This is a genomic window from Enterobacter cloacae complex sp. FDA-CDC-AR_0132, assembly GCF_003010695.1.
GTDB classification, from domain to species: Bacteria; Pseudomonadota; Gammaproteobacteria; order Enterobacterales; family Enterobacteriaceae; genus Enterobacter; species Enterobacter ludwigii.
The window spans coordinates 3831849-3852050 of the sequence record NZ_CP027618.1 but is presented as its reverse complement, the minus strand read 5'-3'; the positions used below and the strand labels follow the sequence as shown (position 1 = coordinate 3852050).

Sequence of the window (20202 nt, the reverse complement as noted above, 5' to 3'; positions counted from 1 at the left end):
TTTTGAAATGTGTTTAATCTAGTAGAATTCAACTTTCGTATTTGCAGTCATAAATACTGGTTTCGGCAAAGGATTCCCAGCGTTCTGTACTGTTACTTTACATATTTCAGGAACAAGCTTTTCGCTATAATGGCAAGTATTCGTTGCTGTATAACCTTCCGAGTAAACTGATGTATTTATAATTTTATAATCAAGAGGCTTCCTGTCTTTATCAACATAAGATATTTCGTTTTTAGATAGGACCTTTCCAGAACTATAAAACTCAGAACGTATCAAATTAGAATGACCATCATAAAAATGCTCAGATATTTTCTTACCCAAAAAATAGGTGTCTTTAATTAAACCATTCGAGTAAAGACTATATAGCAACTCGTCACCATTTTCATTTTTACTCAAGATATTACATTTTTCATCGAGCTGTATAGAGAAAGGCTTACCATCTCTCTGACCAACAAGATTTCCATTGCTATTTTTTAGATTGGTTTCATGGCCAGACGAAACGTTGTCAAGATCTAAGCTTTCGACACACCCATTCTTAGCCAGTCTGATGGCGATTTTATAAGTGACCTTACCATTTTCTTCAACATCAGTATCTAATGATTTGACAGCTCCTTTAACTGGATTGAAATCAAACATAGTAGATAAATTATAGAGGAGAGGTATGTAATGGTTCTCAGCTAAAGCCATGCCTGAAAATAAGGAAGTACAAAGAAAAAGAGTAGATATTTTTTTCATTTTTGAATCTAATCTCAAGTTACCCCACATTAAGTAAGCCCATTACAGCATGCTTACTGCTGATCTTCAACATAGATACCGGCTGAAATGATCGCACCACCTATACGGCGCCGACCATACAAGAGTGGTACCGGATTTCCCTGAGCTGTCGTATTTGTTACTCCACCAAAGGCATAGCTGGCCTTGTTGTCTGCCGATTGCTTACTGGCGAGCCCGGTTGTCTGTGGAGAAAGCATCTGGACTACGCCACCGATCGCCATTGATGCCCCAATCCCCGCCACAGCTCCCCATCCACCAGCGAAAGCGGTACCACCAATCCCGATCGCGGCCCCTCCCGTGACGAACGCAGCAACAGCGACAAGGGCAACCCCGAGGATTGTCTGAAACACCCCGGCTCGCTTACTGCCAATGATCACCGGCGCGATACGGATATCAGCGGTACTCTGATCCATAGAGATTTCATCATCGTTCAGGTTACGCTTTCCACTGAATACAGCGTAAGTAAGCCCGCGCTGCTTACTGGTATTCAAAAAACGCTCGAAGCCTGGCACGATAACGCACAATGCGCGGATGGCCTCTTTTGGTGATGCTACGGAAAGTTGGAATTCGCGGCCAAACGTTGCCCCCAGGACGCCATAAAGGCGAATTGTTCTGAATTCCTCAGAAACCACTTTCATGAATAATGGACTCCAATAAAAAGCCCACCAATAATAGTGGGCTGAGATTACATCACGGAAAACGTCTCATATTACTTAAATCACGTATCAAAAAAGCCTTGCTATCCACCCACGCACTTTTAGCCAAAGCGATGAGCACTGTTTGAAGGATGCAGAAGATTTCAATTCGGGGTGGTTATTTTTCAATTGAACGAATGCATCGGGACACTGTGATGATAGTTCATAATAGTTCACTAAACACGGATCAACCTTAACACCATCTGTTGAATGGTATACACCATCAACAATCGAGGCTGTGGGATTCAGATATCGAGCTTTGGCTAGTTGGTAATTCAAATCCATTACATCTAATATGGGCGCAACACCACAAGAGCGTGCGGCATTAATGTAGGGTTGGCTGTCCCCCTTACAAGTTAGTGATGCTTCCACAAACACGCTATACATATCTACTCTGAGCTTGTTGTATGCCGGATCGAGCGCTTTTGAACCTGTAAACACACTGATGATACCCAATACAAATCCGACTGATACCATCACTCCACCGGATGTAAAATCCAAGTCACCCCATAACAGCCATCTAACAAAAAAAATGGTCAGGCCGAAACCGGTAAATAAATAACCACTGCCCGCCCATAAATTCATGGAACAACTGAAGAAACTATTTATAAAAAGGAACCCACCAATAATAAGGGGTAGCGAAACAGCTATCTTTTTGAGATTGTAGTAAGCTTTATTTTTATTTTCCATGAGAAAATCCACCGCATTGATATTGAATATTCATTATCAACGGAAAAGGATATTATGACGAACAATTTTCATTGTCCGATCAATCCAATATCCTCCATAAGGTATCCTCTGACTTAAATGCCCATAAAGGTGATGTAGCAAAATATTACCGCTAAGTAAAATACCAGCATGGTTCCACTTGTTGGCTTGAACTTGCATGATTACCAAATCACCGGGCATCGCCGGACCGCTGAACTCCCGAAATCCACATTCGTACCAGCAATCCTGATAGAAGTTGTCCGGATAGTCGTTCTCCCACCAGGGATAATCCACCCGGTAATCCTTAAGCTCGATCCCGTGCTCCTGCCGGAAATAACTCATCACTAGGCCCCAACAGTCATAGTGTCCGAGCACAAACGGGCGTCCGAGCAGAGGCAATTCACCGCGTGGAGTAATGGTGCGAAAGTCACCTTCAGGCCAGCTCACGATATGCCAGGGTAAAAGGGTTGCATCACATTGAGCTTTATCCAGTTCGCTCGGTTGCGTCGTGGCATCAGGATGACTGTGAGCGATGGCGATCACCTTCCCCCAGTCCTCAGCAGCTGCATAGTCTTCGGGACAAAGGACAAAATTTCCCTCCGGCGCCGCGGCAAGATTCCGGCACGGGAAATAACGTTCAACACGGCTTTTCTGCGCCACCACGCCGCAACATTCTCGAGGATACTCAGCTGCAGCATGTGACATAATCGCATCGATGGTTTTCTGCCGCATATCAGCTCCTGATCAAAGACGTGCCCGGGAAACCACCAAACGAGAGTTCGTTATTTTCACCGAACCGAAGTTTGCAGGCCGTCAGCGTGCCGTTGCATTCGTCCAGAGACGGATCGCTCACCGGGTTGTTGTTTTTATCGAAATAGCGGGTTCCGGCATAGTCGCAGCCGTCGCCGGTGCGATATTTATTCCGGATGCACCAGGTACACAGAGAATGAAGCTGGCGTGTGGGAATCATCTTTCCCTGTAACGACATTGGGCTATCGAGTAAGAACTCGATACGTTCGCCCGGAATTTCGCTGTTTTTACCATCGATGTAAAAAACGCGTTTTCTGACCTGTTGTGGGTCAGCTGTTGCGTTGCCTGCGGGGAAATTCTGCGCATCGAGATAATGCGAATAGGTGTCATGGATGGTAACTTTCGCCTGTAGCATATCGTCATAAGCAAGGCACAGCGCAGTAATCTTGCTTTCGATATCTGCAACCCCCAGTGTTGGCTGGGCGCTGCTGCCGTCTGTTGATGCTTCCAGCCCCTCAATCTGATACGGCCAGGCGGCGTACTCTTCTCCCTGCCACCAGATACTTTTCGCCTTCAGCTTTGATTCATCACCACCAGCGGCGGCGATTTCTTCTTCCGTGTGCGGGAGGTTATACGCATGAAATCGCAGTACATCATCCACGCCGAACGTAGAGCCATCAACTTCGATAAGCCGGACCTTATTGCCGGGTTCAAGGCTTTGATAGTCTGCTGTGATCATGGTGCGTACGCCTGTTTGAATGTTGCGGAAATGGTCAGAACTTTACTGGATAAGGGCTGTGACTTGATTGATTCCGCCTCAATCCTATAGAGGCCCATTTCGCCAACTGGTGATGTCCAGATAAATGATTTCGTAACGTGGGAGCGGAAAAATTTCAGTGCCTGAAGCATGTCCGGTTTTTTGCCAGTTAGTGTTACTGGCCATGACTGCTTTTCAGGGTTGATGCCTTCTCCGGCAATCTGCTCATAGCCGTCGCCAAAGGTTGCAGAGCGGGTTTTATGGCTGAACGTTCCTTCCATTCCTGCCTGTATCTGCGTCCGCCAGGTGAATGTTTCGATTGCCATGCTTTCTCCGGGCATAAAAAAAACCGCCGAAGCGGGTTGAACTCGATTAGTAGCAGAAAGAATTTTTTCTCCAACTGCCTATTCATTACGTATATTTGAATGGCTTTTACACTACTTAACTACACAGCGAGTTCTTATGAAAACACTACTAGTTGCCGTTCTTTCATTAATGCTTGTGGCGCCCTCGATCACTTACGCAAAAGGTTCTCGTGGTCATTATACAAACGGGAAAGGGTCCTCACACAAAGGTGGAACATATACAACCCATAAGTATCTGCCCCGTAAATAATTAATCTTGTGATAGCAGGCTCAAATAAGGGACTGCTATCAATTTTTCAACGGCTTTTCATAGCGTTCCAAATCAACCTTCCGGGTTGCAACTCCTTAGCAATTCCAGCACGAACAGACTGATCAATGGTCTGTTTGTAAGCCCGAGAAATAGCGTCGTTGTTACCAGATGCCTGCTGCTGAGTGTTCTGATTATGAACGACCACGGACGTTTGAACGGTTAAGCCGCCAGTTGCCGAAGATTGCAGCCCATACATCGGTGCGCGGCCAACATAGCCGCCGTTTGCATACCCTTGGGCGCCCCGCATAAGTGCATAAAGATTACCGACACCCAGCGCACTGGTCGCTTCCTTCGTAAAGACAAACTCACCACCGTGAACTACGCCTTTTGGTTGGTATTTACCGCCATCACCGGTGTAACCACCGCTATCGAATCCCGGCACCAGACCGACACCAGAGAAACCAATAAACGCCCCGATACCCGTTCCACCAAAGGATGACTTCATTCCATTAACCAGAGCCAGTTGAGTCAGCATCTGGGCTATGCCCTTCAGGAAGGTAGTCAGGAAGTCTGAGAAGTTAGATTTACCAGTAGTAAAAAAGTCAGTGAGTGTGCTGGCCATCCCGGTGAACGCATTGCTGGTAATCGTCTGCATCTGAGAGTAAACATCGGTCGCGCTGTCTTCGAATTCAGCCCAGCCTTTTTTTGCACCGGTCAGCCAGTCACCACGCAACCTGTCCTCTGCGTCATAGTAATCATTCGCCGCTTTAAGTTGCTTCTGATAACCCTCATCCTCTAGAGAGCCACCTGAATTTTTCCAGCCTGCAGCGAGCTGACTTTTCGCGAGTTCACGCTGAGCCATCCGATCGCTCATCCCGGCGCCACCCAATAACGCAGCCTGTTTCTCAGCCATCTGCGTGACGTATTTCTGCGATGTATCCATGCGCTTGTTGAGTTGTTCCTGCGCGGTAATCTGGTCACCAAGCAGAGCTTTCTGCCTCGCCAGTTGCAGAACCTGGTCTTTGCTAGCCAGGAGAGATTTTTCCTGCTTTGTCAGGGAGCGTGACCGTGATGCCTCTTCCAGTACCTGAAATTTCGCTTCAGTCGTCCACAGATCTTTTCGCTGCTGGCTGATAGTATCGTTCAGACCTTTATGCTGCTGCAGCGCACGTAACTGAGCCTGAAGCGCAAGCAGTTCAGCCTGAGCTGCTTCCGTGGTGCGATCGCCAGCAGATACAGCGCCCTGCTTTCCGGTTTTCGTCTTTTTACCAAACAAAGCGACTTCTTCCCGATCCTTCTGGGTTGTCGCGGTTTTTATCTTGCGGGTGGTATCAAGGTATTTACCTGCGCTAATGTCGGCTGCATCCCAGTCTTTTTTAAGCTGAGAGACGCTGTCGCCATAAGCGCCGGCCATTTGTTCGTTGTAGTCCTGCCATCCCTGCAAAGTATCTGTTTTCGCCCAGTCGGGAACGAGGTTAATCGCGGCAGCGATAGAGGAAGAAATGATCTGGTTCAGCTTCTGGAAAACGATCGCAACGCTGTAATAAATTGCGTTGAACTCCTTCAGTGTGTTCGATGCCAGCTCAGCAACCCACTGACCGATACTCTGCATAGCCTCAGACGCCCAGCCCTTGATATCCAGCCACAGGCGACCAAACGGTGTCAGCGAGTCGTAAGCCTGTTCTCCACGTTGTGCCATCGTATCGCCAAACAGGTCCATTGCCTGAGTCACTGCAGCGGTCTGATTTTTCTGCTTCACCAGATCATCAATGTGCCTAAGTTGCGAAACGGTAAGAAAGTTATACTGATCGTTGAGGCTCTGCAGTGCTTTGACAGGGTCTTTTTCAATGTCTTTATAGGCTTTTGTGATGTCCTGTGCCGAAACAATACCGGTTTGAACGGCCATAGCTGTCGAACTCGTAGCCTTTTCAAGCTGCTGCTGTGTCAGTGATCCCATGCCAACCAGTTCGGTCATGAGCCCCTGGACAGTATCAACCGTAGCGCCAGTTGAAGCGGCAATAGTCTGAGATGAAGCCATAACCTGGAGCGCTGACGTTCCGGCAATATTGCCAGTCCGAATAATGGCTTTGTTAATTTCTTCATAGGCTGTTAAATAGTCGGAGCCTGCTTTAGCAGCAAGCAGAACAGCACCTGCCAGACCACCAATCGCGACACGAACCGGGGTGACCATGGATAACATCGCTTTCAGCGCATTTGCAACGCCACCAAACGAGTCCCGCAACTGGCCGCCCTGCTGTATGGCTACCATGTAGACGGGCATGCCCGAAGCCAGTGACGTCACGATATCCGTCATTTGCATCGGCAGGTATCGCATTGCGTTGCGATATTGCCCCGCACTGATAGCCCCCGATTTCCACGCTTCCTCCTGCTCCTTCAACCGGGCGATCATAGGCGCGGCGCGTTCTGAGACACCTAGTTGAGCAGCCTTCAGTTCAAGCAACTCTGCGCGGGTTTTACCGATTGCAGAAACCTGCTCTTCCAGGGAGTCTATAAACGTTTTACTCGCTGCAGCTGCACGTTGCGCCGCCTGAGCCTGTTCAATCCGGATCCGCCCTTCAGCTGTCTCAGCTTCCATGACCTGTGCCAGTTTTGTGCGTGTCGTTTCAAGCACACTGTTATAGCGTGTGAAATCTTCGTCACCCACCAGACCTTTACTGCGGAATTTAGCCAGGCTCTCCTGAATTGTGTCCAGCTCATCCAGTGCCTTGTTGACCGGGCTGATTTTATTCAGCAGGTTCTGAAGTTCCTGGCGCTGCTGCTTAAGGCTTTCGCTGTTTTTTTTCTGGTTATCAATCCCGGTACGGAACGTACTGTTCAGGTCATCCGCTTTACCGGCCGCCGCGGTCGCAGTTTCCTGAAAGCGATCCAGTTCACGGTTACCGCGCTCCAGTTCGCTAGTGTTCACACGCAGCGAAATCGTTGCGATGTCGTTGCTCATCCCGCCCTCTCTTTATGCATTATTCTTAGCGCAGCGCTTTCCATCACCCTTATATCCGAAAGCGCGGTTGCCTCATCGTCAACGTTATGCAGGCGCATCATCCAGGGGAGTACGTTGTAATCCAGCCCGGACGCACCGCCCATACCTGTGCGCCATTGTGTACTGACGGCCTGAAATACCAGGAAGGAGGGCCAGACATCCGGCCAGACGTCAATGAACTGGACATCGTAATCGTCCGGCGTAAGCCCGTAGGGTGCCAGGTCAGCCGCCGTTGGTTCAGGCGTATAGAACGCAGAGGCAACCGCTATCAGTTTTTTTCGCGGTGTCCCATCAGCTCGCGATAGTACGTTTCCGGAATGGCCTTAATGGCCGCCGGGTAATTCTCCAGCAGCACCGACAGGTTCTCTGCGTTGAACGCATCAGGGAGCGCCCAGCCTGCAATGATTTCCATAAGAAAATCAGTGGCTGTTTTGCCTTCAAGTTTCTCCAGGTCTGCCAGTTCTTTGAGTGGTTTGTGATTAAACGTAAATGTCAGGACTCCATCCTCTTCACCTGCGCGCGGGATCGAGACATTAGCCTTGAAAGTTGGTTTTGGCTGAAGAGTGAATTTGGTCGCCATCGTTGCCCCTTAGCGTAAAAAAGCCTCCAAACAGGAGGCTCATATTATTGTTATCCCCGGCTCACGCCGCGGCGTCGGTGATTTTGTAGAACGTCATCGCAGGCGACTGCAGATTGAGCACAACGGTAACCGTTTCAACTTCGTTCACCTGCGTTGCCGGCGTATCGTCGAAAGACGTTGTTGCCGCCCAGTATCGGTTCTCTTTCGCCTTTGGCACGTACATGTAAGCCGCGACCGTCTCTTCGTCTTCGTCCAGTTGACGCAGCAGTGGGTATACCGGAAGCGTGGAGTCATGAGCGATCGAGTAGGTCTGGGAAACTGCTGATTTGTAGGTGTTCAGGTTGCGCTGTCTGTCATCGCTGAGGAACTGAATCTGCGTGGTGTTCTGATCGCCACCAGCTTTTGATACTTCTGTGATTTGTGGCAGTTCGGTCCACTCAAGCACCTTGCGGATTGAGCCGGTACCGCCACCAGCAGCATATTTGTTTTTGTTAGTGGTATTGATATTGCGCAGAGTTACAGCGCTGTCTGCAATCGCTTCAATTTTCGCGATTACGTTATCAATACCCGACCAGTTGCAGTTCACATGAACGATATCGCCAGCCGCAAGTTCATCGGGGTCACTGACAGTGATCACCACATGCTCGGCATTCGTCGCGCCGGTGAACGTAATAGCCGGGCCGTAGCCCGACGCCAGATAAACGTGAGCGCCGTTAGGCAGTGCAAAGCCCATAATGGTTTCTCCTTCAGAAACAAGAAAACCGGCCTTAAGCCGGTCAGATGTGGAGCATCAGAGAGGGAATCAGCTGATAATGTCAGCCCTGTAATTCAGGCTGACAGGAACGGTGTAGGACACTTGTGTAGGGATACCGCGGAATATGCCAGGTTGACTGCTAATCCAGCAGGTGAAGTCATTGCCTTCGATTTCCAGCCCTTCGGGGAACAACTCCGCAACTCTGCCCGCCAGAGCAACGGCGGAGGTACGGCCGGAACCGGCCGGCGCAACAACATTAATCTGATAGAGGCCTGAATAAGTCCGGCAGCGCAGGCCGAGATCAATTGTTCGCGGCGTAACAGGCATATCGTGAACAGCCAGGTACATCTCGTTAGCAGGAGGTGTAAACGGCACGTTCTCCCATGCAACAGAAACGCCTTCGGCATCGGCCCATGTACCCAGTCTGGCGGCCAGCGCGGATGCAATATCAGGAATCACCTGGACACCTCTCTTACAGCTTCCTCAAAGAATCGTTGAAACTCAGCGGCAGTTATGCGAACCATGCCGCCAGGAGCCTGGGTGGAATGCCCCATTTCCAGCGGATAGGCATAGGGCACGTTATTGCAGAAATAAATGGCCTTCATACCAACTTTAAAAAGTGACAGCGTGTAGTTCCCGGCCGCCTTTGTCAGATCACCTGTCTTATCAACCCGGCCAGTCTCGTCTGTCGTTGGTGCATCAAAGGACACCTGCCAGTTACCGCGAAAACGGCCGCCCGTATAACCCGCTGGTGCTTTGACATCCATCCCATCCACCAGCCGTGCCTTTTTCTTTAGCCGTCCGGTTTTAGTCAGGTTGTCGGGGTTCGCCCGTTGAGCCTCGTTGTGGTCGTAGACAGCGCGATTATAGGAAACGGCTGTCTGGTTAACTTCCCATAACTCCGGGTTGCCCACTGGGGACATCATCACCAGTTGGTTAAGTATTTTTATGCCGACGGCGCGCGCTACCGCTTCCTGATTCTCTTTCGCCTTATTGACGAATGCCGTAATTTCCGCGATGAAAGCAGTATTTTCTCCCATGCTAAGCCCTCAACTGTGCTTTGTAGCAGAGCACCAGCGCAGCAGGCTCTACCGGGTTGGGTTTGACAACACGATGGGCTGTGCCATCAATATCAACCACATCCCCAATTTTGATTTCCTTCTCTGCGGTAAAAACTATCTGAACGTCGCCGTTAATGATGACCGTTCCATCAATTTCTCCTGGCGCGTATTCGGTCTTTACGCCCACAGCAGTAAAACCGACCGCTTCAGTTTTGTGCTCAACGCCGCCGATAACCGTTACCGAACCTTTCCGGGTGACGTTATACGCCACGCCATTCTGCTTGAGCATGCGGGTTGTTCTGTCCTGCATGCGCTGATAGTTGATAGCCACTGGTTAGCGCCTCTCAATTTGCAGATTAATGAAATCGCACTTCAGTGATTCAATGGCTCCCACCATGACATAGGGCAGACCGCCGCTATGCCAGGCGTCAAGAACCGCACCGTCATCTTTGATGAGCAATACAGCCATGCTTCGATAGCTGCCCTCTTTGGCTGCCTGCAGCGCTTCTTCAAGTAGCCTTACTACTTCCGTGCGGTGATGTTCAAGATCTGCATTTTTTCTGGCATTCAGATTAACGAGCTTTAGGTCAGCCATTTCACGCACGCTCCGCAAACGTGTTTATGGCGTAACCACGACCACCAGCAAGGTCGCCCAGCAGCGCCATGACAGCCGGATAAGATGGCGTAAAAACTTCTCCGTCTGCGACCGCATAGGTCATAGTGACCGCACCTTCCACGCGTTCAGTTTTCACAGCAGCCTCGCGAGAACTGGAAAGTAAATCGCCGTCGATTGCCTCTACTGCCAGCATGCACTGCGCAGTAACAACTTCACGTGGAACCTCATCGGCGGGGAAGTCGTAGCCGTCCAAGACAACATTCTCGCGCGGCCACGCCAGCGGCTGCCGAGGGTTTGCCCGGTTACCTACCCAGTCCAGCCCTTCGAGGTAGTCCATTGCTTTAATCAGCAGAGGTATCAGACTGTCAGGCAGTTCTATGCCGCGTAGCGCGCCGAAAGCGATCAAATCTTCTTCAGTGGCGTAGCTGTTGGCATCCGGGGAAGTGATATCGGTATTGATCATCGGGTCATCCAGTTTATGGGGCTTTCGCCCCATCAGTTATTCACCGGAAGGCGCAGTGAAGGTGATCTCTTCTGTGGTTTTCGCCACGCCTTCAACCGTGCCGGTTACCGTGAAGGCTCCAGCCGCGTCTGACGTGAGTTTCACCGTTGCACCACCAGCAGAGCCGGTTTGAGAACTGGCCGTGCTGAGCGTGCCCCCAGTGGACGTCCACGCGACGGTTTTACCGGATACACCGGAGCCGTTCAGCGTGTACTTCAGGGACACAGTTACCGCGTCGGTGCTGTCAGCAGTAGCGGAGGTTTTATCCGCTGACAGCGTTACTCCCCCACCGCGGATCCCAGTTTGATCAGCACGCCAGCAGTAGATTTGTTGCTGGTAAAGTGTTTCTTCCAGTTACCTTCCGTACCGATGGCCGTCAGGTCTGGGTTTTCACCTTTAGAGGTGTCCCAGCTATAACCCAGCAACTCGACGTTTACCGTACCTTCAGCACGATAGCCGATGGCAAGGTTTTCCTGGTTGTTGATGTCATAGGAGCGGAAGCCTGGAGCCTGTGACTCAATAACTGACACAGCGCCAGATACCAGACCAAGAATGGCATCAACAGGCATGGTATCGGTGACAAGCACTGGCTTGCCCAGTGTGCCCGGCTGACCGCCATACACAACCACACCAGCTTCTTCATAGATTTTGTTGTCGATGGCCTGATCAACGATATCGAAGTACGTGGTGGAGTGCATAACGAACAGAGATACACGGTTGAACTTATCACCATAGGTGCGAAGTCCACGCGTCAGCGTTTTCTTGCCGTCGGTGGCAATGTCTGCTGTCACAACCATGTCGGCGTTAGCACCGATTGCAGCGATCAGCCCCTGAAGAGCGTATTTGATATAGCCTTCAAGCGTAGCGTCGGCCACATCAACACCGATCACCTCAGAGAATTCGCTGACATCACGTCCGCGACGCTTGAACGCCTCTTCGGTTGTTTCGTATGGACCGTACTTCCATGGTGCTTTTACGGACACGGACTCGCCCGCGCCGATTTTTTTACCCGTGACCGGGTCAGTAGAGTTGACATTACGCGCTTCGATAGAGCCGCCGACTTTATAGAAGGCGCGTTTACGGAAGTCACCTTCGATCAGTTCGTTATCGAGGATGATTGCACCGTTAGATGCCTGATTAAAAATTTCCAGGTTATCCTGGCGACGCTCAAGAAACGCAGTCTGCGCCAGGTCGTCATAGATAATCAGGTCTGTGTTAACAGTGGTTGGCATGGGTTAATCCCTTATTTCGGAAGTTTCAGGTAGGCCTGCTGGCCATGCTTGCGGATGTAGTCCGCTTTATCGCTGGCGCTCATTTCGGAACGTTTCAGGCTGCCACCGCCGTTTGGCTTGTGTCCGCCCGCGCCCGTGCCTTCTGCGCGCGGGAACAGGTGCGGAGCCGTCTCCTTGAGTGACTCCGCCCACTCAAGCGGGCTAAGTGGTGTTTTGCCGTCTTTACCGAACAGAACATCGCCATTTGCATCAACTGCTACGGCCTCGCCTTCGTCGTTGAGCTGGAATGTGCCTTTGGCACGTAGGATCAGATCGTCGGATGCTTCCGGCAGCGCGCCAGTTTTCGCGGCTGCAGCTCGGATTGCATCACCCAGGACGCGGTCCCGGAATTTGTTAGAGAACGCTTCAGCTTTGTCCGCACGTTCATTTGCAGCTTTAATCTGCTTATCCACATCAGCACGCATGCGCTCGGTGCGCTTATCGAGCACCTCATCAATTTTTCCAGCGGCGATAAGCTTTGCCTCTTCATCGTCAGAAAAACGCTGGAGAATGCCGCGTACAGCGTCTGGATCGATACCTTCAAAGCGGGACAGGTTTTCTTTCTGCTGTTTAATGGTGCCCAGCAGTTCGCTATTTTTCGTTTTAAGGCCAGTGACTTCGCTGGTCACGCGCTCATCAATCAGCTTCTGGATTTCAGGAGTGATTTCGATACCACCGCCACCGCCGCCCTCACCGCCGCTTTCAGGTGCGTAATATTTCAGAAGCATGTTTCGAATTAACATAATTTCCCCTCGGGATTTGTCGGGCCTCGCCCATAAAAAAGCCCCGGCGGATGCCAGGGCGTGTAGAAAAGATTGGTTGTCAGGTTTCGGTGCCAGAAAGCTGTTTGAGACGCTCCAGGCTGATCCACTCGCCTTTGTCAGTGAACATATCAGCCAGGTCGATTTCTCCGGCACGGAACAGACGACCTCGCTCGGCACCCAGGACCTGATCCTGTCGTTGCGCCGATTGACGCCTCAGCCATTCCATATACGTGGTTTTCGCCGGGACCTGCCCGTCCATACTGGCGCGGGTACCCTCGTCCATGTCATCGATATCGATGCCGAGTTCACGCCAGGACTTGAGTATCAGGGTTTCAGTAGAACGGCAGCAGAAATGAATCTTCCCGGGTCCCTGCAGGTAAGGCACCTTGTGCCCAATTGGTTTGTTATCCAGCGTGTAGCGCAACTGGTCACGAATAATGCAGTCGTGGCTGGTTTTATTGTCCAGAGTCGAAAGCCATTGCTTGCCCTTCACAATGTCGCTGTTAGCGCTGGTGAAGCTGTTGCGCGCGGTCGCGGCAAGATGATTTACGGCTGTTTTGGCGATACTGGCAGCGTTTGCCCTGCTCATCTGCAGCGCGCCGTCGCGGTAGTCTTTGTTTGCGTGGCCACGGACATTGCGCGCGATAGTTTCTACCGTGTCGCCGGCAACATACCCACGTCGAACGGCGTTCACTATCCGCCCCATCCTGTCCGATTCCAGATTCTCCGCCCACTCACTCAGCATTCGCCCCTGAAAAGGCTGCGCCATTGCTGCGGCATACACCATATCTGCAGTGATTCCCTGCAGCGGGTATCGTGACAGCACCTGTGACGGAAGAAGGGAATCGAACAGGCTCAGCTGATAACTGGCCTCGTTCTTTGCCAGCGCCACCAGCTCACTCTTGAGCCCTGCCTGCATGGTGGCTATCGCCTGATGGTTAAGATCACGCACGCCGCCCAGTAAACTCTGCAGACGATTAACGGTGAAACTCTCCTGAGGCAATCTGTCCAGTGCATCCAGCAGCCGCGCCGAAAGGTCCGCATCCGTCTCATTAAGCAGCTTCACCATCCGGTTTGCCACGCCAGTGGCGTAGCGGCTTAACCAGACCGAATGAGCTATCGATTCGTCACGCAGGCTTTCGTTAACGGTTGGCATCTCAGCCTCCCGTCATCGTTGGTGCCTGATTGCGAAGCGCATCAACAACCTCGTCCGGACTGTCGGCCGGGTCGATAAGGTCAAGCTTCTGCAGTGCACGAATCATATCGCTATCGCGCAGCGCACCGGACTGCCAGGCGTTGACGATTGCCGTCACCATGCCCGACTCGGCAACCTTCGCAATGAATTCCTGGTTAATCGTGTAGCTCGTCGATTCGCCCTTGATAGCCAGGTATTTCGCACACCATCCCAGCGCCAGCGTATAGGCCTCAGAAACGTTTGAGACGCAAATACCGAGCACTGATGTTGAGGATGCTTGCTCACCACTCGCCTGCGTCGCGGTCTTCGCCGTGGCGTTCTGCTCAATCAGTCGGGCGCCCAGCTGCACCATGTAATCGCGTTTACTGTCCATGGCCTCTTTAGCCAGCATGTTCGGTTGCGCCTGGGCATAGCCAAAAGAGCCTTCTTTGGGAAGCAAAAGCGGTGATCGGGAACCAATTTTCACGCCCTTTTTCTCGAGGTGATCGCGCCAGTTGGTATCAAGCCCGGTCATGTACGGCTGCACCTGGCCACAGAACCACACGCTGTCTTCATAGTCAGCACTGTTACGGTAATGACCGTGGTTTATTTCCACCAGCGCAGCCAGCGGAGAGTCATCAATAGTGGGATCGTTGTTCTGGGCGCCGACAAAGGTGAACGGGATTTCGTCCCAGTAGTCCTGCCCTTTGGGTTTAGGGTGGTACTCACTGTCAACTGTGTAGGTTCCGCTTGCGGTGCCACCAGCCCGGCGCCACACCCGGCAGATGAATCGCCCTTCTTCCAGCGCCAGTTCGCGGTACTGGATTTCATCCTTATAAGCGTAACCATCCGGCTCTTCTACGCATTCGCGCAGGACCACCAGCACCAGTTGATCGCGCCCGTTGATACGCTTTGTTCGCCAGTTGATGATGTTCTCTGCCGGGTAGCGGAGGATGATTGCTTCGTCGGATTCTTCAGCGTAATCGACGTAAATGCCCTCTCGCGCAACCTCAAGCACGTTCTCAGCTACCAGCTGCGACTGCTGATAGATGCTGGTACCGGCCCCGTCAGCATTGTCTAACAGGTATTTGAGCTTTTCAGGACCATTAAACGTGGGGTCCTTGCGATACGCCATCCCAAGCATGCCGATCTTCGTATTGCCCGCAATGGCATAGAACACAGCGCGGCTCAGATAGTCCTCATTGCGCTTGCGATTGCGTGTAGATTTATCGGTTGGGTCGAGATAAGGCAGATACTTATTACCCGCCGCTTTTACGGCCTCAGCTCCTTTGCAAAAGTCCCTGTATTTCCGCCAGGTAGCGGAAGCCGCCCGGTGTTCTGGTCGAACCCAGGTGATGTCGTCGTTTGCCATATCAGAAAGTGGTGTCCATGGTGATTGAGTATGCCGGTTTCACAATCGGGTAATCCTTCACGATGAAGTACCCACCAGCATCATTGGGGTGATCGTTATCTGCTGATTTATCTGGTTCGCCATTTGCCGCCCAGATTTGCTGTTCGAGGCTTTCGGTGTAAACCGGGCAGTTCTGAACGTTAACCAGATAGCGGCGTTCACCGTTGGCGTTGCAGAACATGGCGTTCATCGAGTTGATGCGGTCTTTAACCGGCGGGTTGGCATCATCTACGATGACGCTGAATCCGGCATCGTTTAGCTGAGCAATATCGGTCTTGCTGGCGTTCTGGGATTTGCGGGAGTCACCAGAGGCATCCGGATAGATGTAAATCTCCCGGCTCTTCACGTAGCGTCCATCCTCGTAGCGCCAGAACTCTTCCTGAATGCGCTTAATCATCGCCGGCGTGTCGTAGACCTTCACCAGCTCACGAACCGCACGCGGCAGGCCATTACGCTTAACGTGAACAATCGCGGCCATTTTTCCCACGTTGAAGTCCATACCGATGAACAGCGGATCCCCATCCTGAATCTCGTCAGAACAGTTATTCAGCTTGCGGTTAAAGGTGTGGTAAATGGTCCCGCTGTTGAGGTTGGTGAATTTCCCGCGCAGGTATGCCTGAATCAGTTCATTAGGGTAAGAACTCAGCAGCGACGGGATGTAGTCAGGCGGCAGGTTCTTCGCGTTGTCGAACGTGCTGGCCTGAATCAGTCCATACAGGGCCGCAAGCTCAGGCTTTTCACGTACCGCCTTCACGAACTGCTGGTAGACAAACTTGAAGCCTTCCGGCGTTGTCGTGACGTCAATTCCATTTCTCAGACCGGGAATGTTGTAACGCATACGTGCGATGATTTTTCGCCAGGCCTGCTGTGCTTTGGCAGCCGCCATGACGTCCAGCTCATCCACCATCGCGTTACCGATTTTGAAACCAACTATCGAGCCGGGCTTCTCCATCGAGCGGCAGATAGTCGTCCCGCGGTACCGTCGCCCCTCGTAGAAGTGAACCTCTTTGTTCCCCTCGTTGATTTTGACGTTCAAGCCCCAGTCAAAGGCCACCTCTTCAATCGTCGGGTAGAAGATGTCACGGATCTGCGGGTACGTCGGCGCGAAATAACCCTGGTTAATCTTCGGGTGTTCCCACATCCCTTTGCAGATGCCGCCACAACCCACCCATGTCTTACCGGAACCGAACCCGGCAACGTAGGCTTTAAACTTGTGCTGCATTGCAAGGAAGCGCGCCTGAGGAATGTTAAGTGTCGGGCTGATCCCCATCGTCTGCCCTCGCATCCACTACGTTGATATTGATCTGCACTGGGGTTGGTTCATCGTCCTCACCCTCACCGGCCAGCTCTTTACGGAGTTTCTCGACCTCCAGCTGCCGGCGTTCGATTTCAATCTGCTGCAGGCGCTGCGCGAACTCGCTATCGGCCAGTCCGAGGCGTTTCATCACCGCTTCGAACATGCGCTCACGGCTGATAGCAGTGATTTCAACGCCATTTTTGCCGACCTTCACACCTGAATAAGCGAGCCGGGAAACCGAGGGGAGTTTGCGTGTATCTGGGAAGTAAGGCTGTCCTATGCCGTCACCGTTGCAGCGTGGGCATTGTGGGTTTGGCTCTTTGTTGTGGTCGTAGCCGTAACCGCCAGAATCTTCGGGTTCACGTCTGTCACGTTCAACAGCCTCGAGCCTCTTCTCTTCGAACTCAACTGCATCGCGCCACTGATACTGGTGACCGAAGCCCCAGCAGTAACGACACGCTCCGCGGCGATACTGCGAAAGCTGATTGGCATCGAAGGTAGCAAGCTGCCACATTTGCGCGAGCACTTCATCGGCACTACCAAGCGTGCGCGCAATAGACGCTTTTTGCTGCTGCGCAATGGCCTGAGAAACGTTAGGATTCGCTATTAGCTGACGCCCGTAGTTTGGGTCACTATAACCAGCACGAGCAGCGGCTGCCGTGGCGTTATTGTCCTTCAGATATTCAGCAATAAAGCGCTTTACCTTCGCGCTAAGCATTATCTCCACCAGCTCTTCTGCGCTTTGTTCTTTCTGCGCAGTGCTCAATATCTTCTGCGCAGTTTGCGCTGAAGGCTTTTTGATGTATCGGCGCGCAGTCGCGTAGTTCAGTCCCTGCGCTTCACACCATTCTCTTGGTGATACGCCGGTTGCGGCATGTTCGGACAGGAACCGTTGCTGAAGCACGCCCCAGTCCGGTTTTGCCATAATGTTTAACCTTTATTAATGTTTCCAAAAAATGAGACGATAAATATTGAACCAATTGAAAGGAAAAAATATGAATCATCAACCTACTTCACACCGAACAGTAGTAGAGCACTTGCTAGGTAAGTACCTTGTATGCGCTGGAGAGATCGACATGTTTATCACTATGTCCCAATCTTTCTTCACTGGTAAAAAAGTTAGTAACACTTGGTTAGATAAATCGCTAGCAGAAAAGCTGAAATGGTACAATGTGAATCTTGACCCAAATATTGGTGAACATGCCACCCTTTTGAGTCTTCTTAACATATTCGACACAACTCACCGCCTATTCAGAAACACTTTGGCGCATTCAGCTTTATCCTTAGATGAAACCGGTTCATTTAATGTTTTAGCAGCGAATGGATCTACAAACCCTATTCCCATTCAGGAATTACAAACAAGGGTAAATGATTTGATAAAACTTAAAGATGACATCAATGAAGCGTTACCATTAGCGTATTCGGCATCCAACAAACCGACCAACTAATTTTTTTAGACCTTCAAGTAATCTCAATGCCATCATCAACGACAACTTTATGATGATGGCAATAAATAACCGCCCTGAGGCGGTTAGAAATAATCGTTTAACTCAGGTGGGAAAACATACAACTCCTGAACTTTCATTAGAATTTGATCTCTTGTTGATTTCCCTTCTTCATAATTATCGAACATTTCTATGAATTCCAAGTAGGCCTTAGCGTATTTTTCTAACAAATTTCGCCTTAGTCGAGGATTCTGCTCCAAAGTCACTAGAAGTGACGACCAGCAAGCAACCGACGCATCAATGAGAGCGCGGAGGTCTTCTTTATGATATTCATCATAAGCCTTTGACCTCTGATGGGTTACAGTTCCGAAAGCTGAACTCAATCTCATAGTAAGATTAATTATCGATTTTTTCCATTCTCGTTTTGCTGTTTCAATAGCCTCATCCCTCCATGTTCGCAAAGCAAAGAATGCTACTATAGCGGTTATTAAACTGATGAATGCAGCGCCAGCTGAAACCACAACAGACCAAAACGCCCATCTTGCAGATTCGAACGCAGCGACCATTGAACCTACTGAAACTGGGTCTATCTCCATGTTTTCACTATACCAATCAAAAAAGTAAGGGGAGAACATTATCACCAAACAAAATGATTTGTTTACAGCGTTTTTCCCTTTTTATTTGAATCCCTTCAGTCCTAGCTTATCTGAGGCACTGCCCTTTGATATAATCCTGCAAATAGCCAACCTGCTTCGTCACTGTGATTATTCGCTCTCTGAGGGTGAAATAATCCTGTTCAGCGGAGTCAGTAAGTCGGGGGCTGGTAGCATCGCCCAGGCCGCCGGTGTCGGCAGTTCCGTTCGCGGGACATCTGGCGTTGACGTGCAGCCCACACTTGCCATTGCTAACGCAACGCTGCAGATCTTCAAGCTGAGATTTCGCATCGGCTAATTCCTTTGTGTATTTAGCATCCAGTGCCGCTGCGTCACGCTGGCGGGTCTGCATGTCTTTGATGGTGGCGTTCGCCAGGATGAGCTTCTCCGTGGCTTTATCGCGCTGGTCTTTGTAGATGATGGCGTTACCACGGTAGTGGTTAACCGCCCAGGCCATAGAACCCAGCAGGCAGATAACGACAGCGCAAATGATGGCTGTTAATCGGTTCATTTCTGGCCCCACTCGCAAACTTCACGCTCAATCTCGCGCCGAGTGATAAGCCCCTTCCACTGTTTGCCACCGGCATACGTCCAGCGCTGCAGTTCTTTGCATGCACCCAGAACGTCGCCGGAATTTAATTTTTTCAGCAGCATCGATCTGCTAAACGCCCCAGCTCCTATGTTGTAGGTGAAAGAGTAAAGTGCGGCACGAGTGGTTTCGGGAATATGGACTTTAATCAGCGGGTCGATAGCTGCAGCTACCTTGAGCAGGTCGGATTGAAGCAAAGCGTCACATTCTTTATCGGTGTATCTGTGACCGCGGCGAATGTCATCGCCGGTATGCCCATCGCAAACAGTCCAGACACCAACGACGTCTTGATAAGCGTAATAGCGCCTTCCTTCAAGTCCATCCGCATTGCCCAGCATCACAGCTGCAATAGTGATTGCGCTGGCTCCGCCAACAACGGCGCCCACCAGCTTATTTCGGAGTCTCGGGTTCATCTCGGCTCCTGCTGCGGCGGTTGTCTTCGCGGATTTTGAAATAGAGATTTGTCAGGTACGTCATCACTGCAATGATGATGCCCACCAGCACGCCGATAGCGTTCCACTGCTCGGGACTGTAGGCATTCAGCATGCCGTTTAGGATGCTACCGGCTGAAGCGCCGTAAGCAGCACCGGTGGTTAGTTTGTCCATGCGATACATACTCTCACCTCGCTTTGTGCGGGTGCTGTTTCAAAGGAATTTGAATGGCCATCAGACAAAATATCTAATGTGGTGTATGAGAGTGATTATCTGCGGCCTGAATTAAATACCCGAGAGAGTCCGGGGATACTGGGGGGTGACGATCAAGAAGACCAAACAGAACAACTCAAGCC

General features: G+C 51.0%; 27 protein-coding genes. 1 reads left to right on the top strand and 26 read right to left on the bottom strand.

Features of this window, described 5'->3' with window-relative positions:
* Positions 1 to 18: 18 nt before the first annotated feature.
* From AM379_RS18730 to AM379_RS18625, 22 genes are all read right to left on the bottom strand, one after another.
* Entirely contained in the window at positions 19 to 765 is a 747-nt protein-coding gene (locus AM379_RS18730) for a YnfC family lipoprotein (protein WP_236900303.1), read from the bottom strand.
* Between the two features lie 23 nt (positions 766 to 788).
* Positions 789 to 1412, bottom strand: a complete 624-nt coding sequence (locus AM379_RS18725) for a tail assembly protein (RefSeq protein ID WP_106504058.1) — start codon at positions 1410 to 1412, stop codon at positions 789 to 791.
* An 87-nt stretch (positions 1413 to 1499) separates the two neighbouring features.
* Positions 1500 to 2159, bottom strand: a complete 660-nt coding sequence (locus tag AM379_RS18720; RefSeq protein WP_106504057.1) for a hypothetical protein — start codon at positions 2157 to 2159, stop codon at positions 1500 to 1502.
* Positions 2160 to 2195: 36 nt separating this feature from the next.
* Positions 2196 to 2909 (bottom strand): C40 family peptidase, encoded by a 714-nt coding sequence (locus tag AM379_RS18715; protein ID WP_106504056.1) that lies wholly within the window; start codon positions 2907 to 2909, stop codon positions 2196 to 2198.
* 1 nt (position 2910) lies between these two features.
* The gene (locus AM379_RS18710; protein ID WP_106504055.1) at positions 2911 to 3666 is read right to left on the bottom strand and encodes a phage minor tail protein L; all 756 of its coding nucleotides are present in this window, start codon (positions 3664 to 3666) and stop codon (positions 2911 to 2913) included.
* Positions 3663 to 4010, bottom strand: coding sequence for a phage tail protein (locus AM379_RS18705; RefSeq protein WP_106504054.1), 348 nt, complete (start codon positions 4008 to 4010; stop codon positions 3663 to 3665). The genes AM379_RS18710 and AM379_RS18705 overlap by 4 nt, the downstream gene beginning before the upstream one ends.
* 335 nt (positions 4011 to 4345) lie before the next feature.
* Positions 4346 to 7258, bottom strand: coding sequence for a phage tail tape measure protein (locus tag AM379_RS18700; RefSeq protein WP_106504053.1), 2913 nt, complete (start codon positions 7256 to 7258; stop codon positions 4346 to 4348).
* Positions 7255 to 7518, bottom strand: a complete 264-nt coding sequence (locus AM379_RS18695; protein ID WP_335673697.1) for a DUF1799 domain-containing protein — start codon at positions 7516 to 7518, stop codon at positions 7255 to 7257. The genes AM379_RS18700 and AM379_RS18695 overlap by 4 nt, the downstream gene beginning before the upstream one ends.
* A gap of 47 nt (positions 7519 to 7565) precedes the next feature.
* Positions 7566 to 7877, bottom strand: coding sequence for a phage tail assembly chaperone (locus AM379_RS18690; protein WP_106504051.1), 312 nt, complete (start codon positions 7875 to 7877; stop codon positions 7566 to 7568).
* 61 nt (positions 7878 to 7938) lie between these two features.
* On the bottom strand, positions 7939 to 8610 hold the full coding sequence (locus AM379_RS18685; protein WP_044856972.1) for a phage tail protein: 672 nt from the start codon (positions 8608 to 8610) through the stop codon (positions 7939 to 7941).
* Positions 8611 to 8679: 69 nt separating this feature from the next.
* Entirely contained in the window at positions 8680 to 9090 is a 411-nt protein-coding gene (locus AM379_RS18680; RefSeq protein WP_106504050.1) for a DUF4128 domain-containing protein, read from the bottom strand.
* Complete coding sequence (locus tag AM379_RS18675; RefSeq protein ID WP_106504049.1) at positions 9087 to 9671, bottom strand: hypothetical protein; 585 nt, start codon at positions 9669 to 9671, stop codon at positions 9087 to 9089. The genes AM379_RS18680 and AM379_RS18675 overlap by 4 nt, the downstream gene beginning before the upstream one ends.
* Position 9672: 1 nt before the next feature.
* Positions 9673 to 10023 carry a hypothetical protein gene (locus tag AM379_RS18670; RefSeq protein ID WP_106504048.1) on the bottom strand — a complete coding sequence of 117 codons (351 nt, stop codon included), beginning with the start codon at positions 10021 to 10023 and terminating at the stop codon, positions 9673 to 9675.
* 3 nt (positions 10024 to 10026) lie between these two features.
* Positions 10027 to 10287: a hypothetical protein gene (locus AM379_RS18665; protein ID WP_044856976.1), complete on the bottom strand. Its 261-nt coding sequence runs from the start codon at positions 10285 to 10287 to the stop codon at positions 10027 to 10029.
* A 1-nt stretch (position 10288) separates the two neighbouring features.
* A complete protein-coding gene (locus tag AM379_RS18660) occupies positions 10289 to 10771 on the bottom strand; it encodes a DnaT-like ssDNA-binding protein (RefSeq protein WP_106504047.1) in 483 nt (160 codons plus the stop codon).
* Positions 10772 to 10807: 36 nt separating this feature from the next.
* Complete coding sequence (locus tag AM379_RS24395) at positions 10808 to 11035, bottom strand: Ig-like domain-containing protein (RefSeq protein ID WP_106504046.1); 228 nt, start codon at positions 11033 to 11035, stop codon at positions 10808 to 10810.
* Between the two features lie 53 nt (positions 11036 to 11088).
* Entirely contained in the window at positions 11089 to 12042 is a 954-nt protein-coding gene (locus tag AM379_RS18650) for a major capsid protein (protein WP_106504045.1), read from the bottom strand.
* Between the two features lie 11 nt (positions 12043 to 12053).
* A complete protein-coding gene (locus AM379_RS18645; RefSeq protein ID WP_106504044.1) occupies positions 12054 to 12824 on the bottom strand; it encodes a hypothetical protein in 771 nt (256 codons plus the stop codon).
* 79 nt (positions 12825 to 12903) lie between these two features.
* Positions 12904 to 14001: a phage minor head protein gene (locus tag AM379_RS18640; protein ID WP_106504043.1), complete on the bottom strand. Its 1098-nt coding sequence runs from the start codon at positions 13999 to 14001 to the stop codon at positions 12904 to 12906.
* A gap of 1 nt (position 14002) precedes the next feature.
* Positions 14003 to 15391: a DUF4055 domain-containing protein gene (locus AM379_RS18635; protein ID WP_106504042.1), complete on the bottom strand. Its 1389-nt coding sequence runs from the start codon at positions 15389 to 15391 to the stop codon at positions 14003 to 14005.
* Between the two features lies 1 nt (position 15392).
* Positions 15393 to 16700, bottom strand: a complete 1308-nt coding sequence (locus tag AM379_RS18630; protein WP_106504041.1) for a terminase large subunit domain-containing protein — start codon at positions 16698 to 16700, stop codon at positions 15393 to 15395.
* A complete protein-coding gene (locus tag AM379_RS18625; RefSeq protein ID WP_106504040.1) occupies positions 16678 to 17652 on the bottom strand; it encodes a terminase small subunit in 975 nt (324 codons plus the stop codon). The genes AM379_RS18630 and AM379_RS18625 overlap by 23 nt, the downstream gene beginning before the upstream one ends.
* A gap of 70 nt (positions 17653 to 17722) precedes the next feature.
* On the opposite strand from AM379_RS18625, the gene AM379_RS18620 reads away from it, so the two are divergent.
* Positions 17723 to 18175 (top strand): hypothetical protein, encoded by a 453-nt coding sequence (locus AM379_RS18620; RefSeq protein WP_106504039.1) that lies wholly within the window; start codon positions 17723 to 17725, stop codon positions 18173 to 18175.
* Positions 18176 to 18258: 83 nt separating this feature from the next.
* Here the strand turns inward: AM379_RS18620 and AM379_RS18615 are convergent, their stop codons facing one another.
* The 4 genes from AM379_RS18615 to AM379_RS18600 all read right to left on the bottom strand — a co-directional run bounded on the left by AM379_RS18615 (position 18259) and on the right by AM379_RS18600 (position 20029).
* Positions 18259 to 18738: a hypothetical protein gene (locus AM379_RS18615; protein WP_106504038.1), complete on the bottom strand. Its 480-nt coding sequence runs from the start codon at positions 18736 to 18738 to the stop codon at positions 18259 to 18261.
* Positions 18739 to 18874: 136 nt separating this feature from the next.
* On the bottom strand, positions 18875 to 19336 hold the full coding sequence (locus tag AM379_RS18610; protein ID WP_106504037.1) for a lysis protein: 462 nt from the start codon (positions 19334 to 19336) through the stop codon (positions 18875 to 18877).
* Positions 19333 to 19827, bottom strand: coding sequence for a lysozyme (locus AM379_RS18605; protein WP_106504036.1), 495 nt, complete (start codon positions 19825 to 19827; stop codon positions 19333 to 19335). The genes AM379_RS18610 and AM379_RS18605 overlap by 4 nt, the downstream gene beginning before the upstream one ends.
* Positions 19805 to 20029 carry a class II holin family protein gene (locus tag AM379_RS18600; RefSeq protein ID WP_106504035.1) on the bottom strand — a complete coding sequence of 75 codons (225 nt, stop codon included), beginning with the start codon at positions 20027 to 20029 and terminating at the stop codon, positions 19805 to 19807. Before AM379_RS18600 ends, AM379_RS18605 begins: the two co-directional genes overlap by 23 nt.
* Positions 20030 to 20202: the final 173 nt, after the last annotated feature.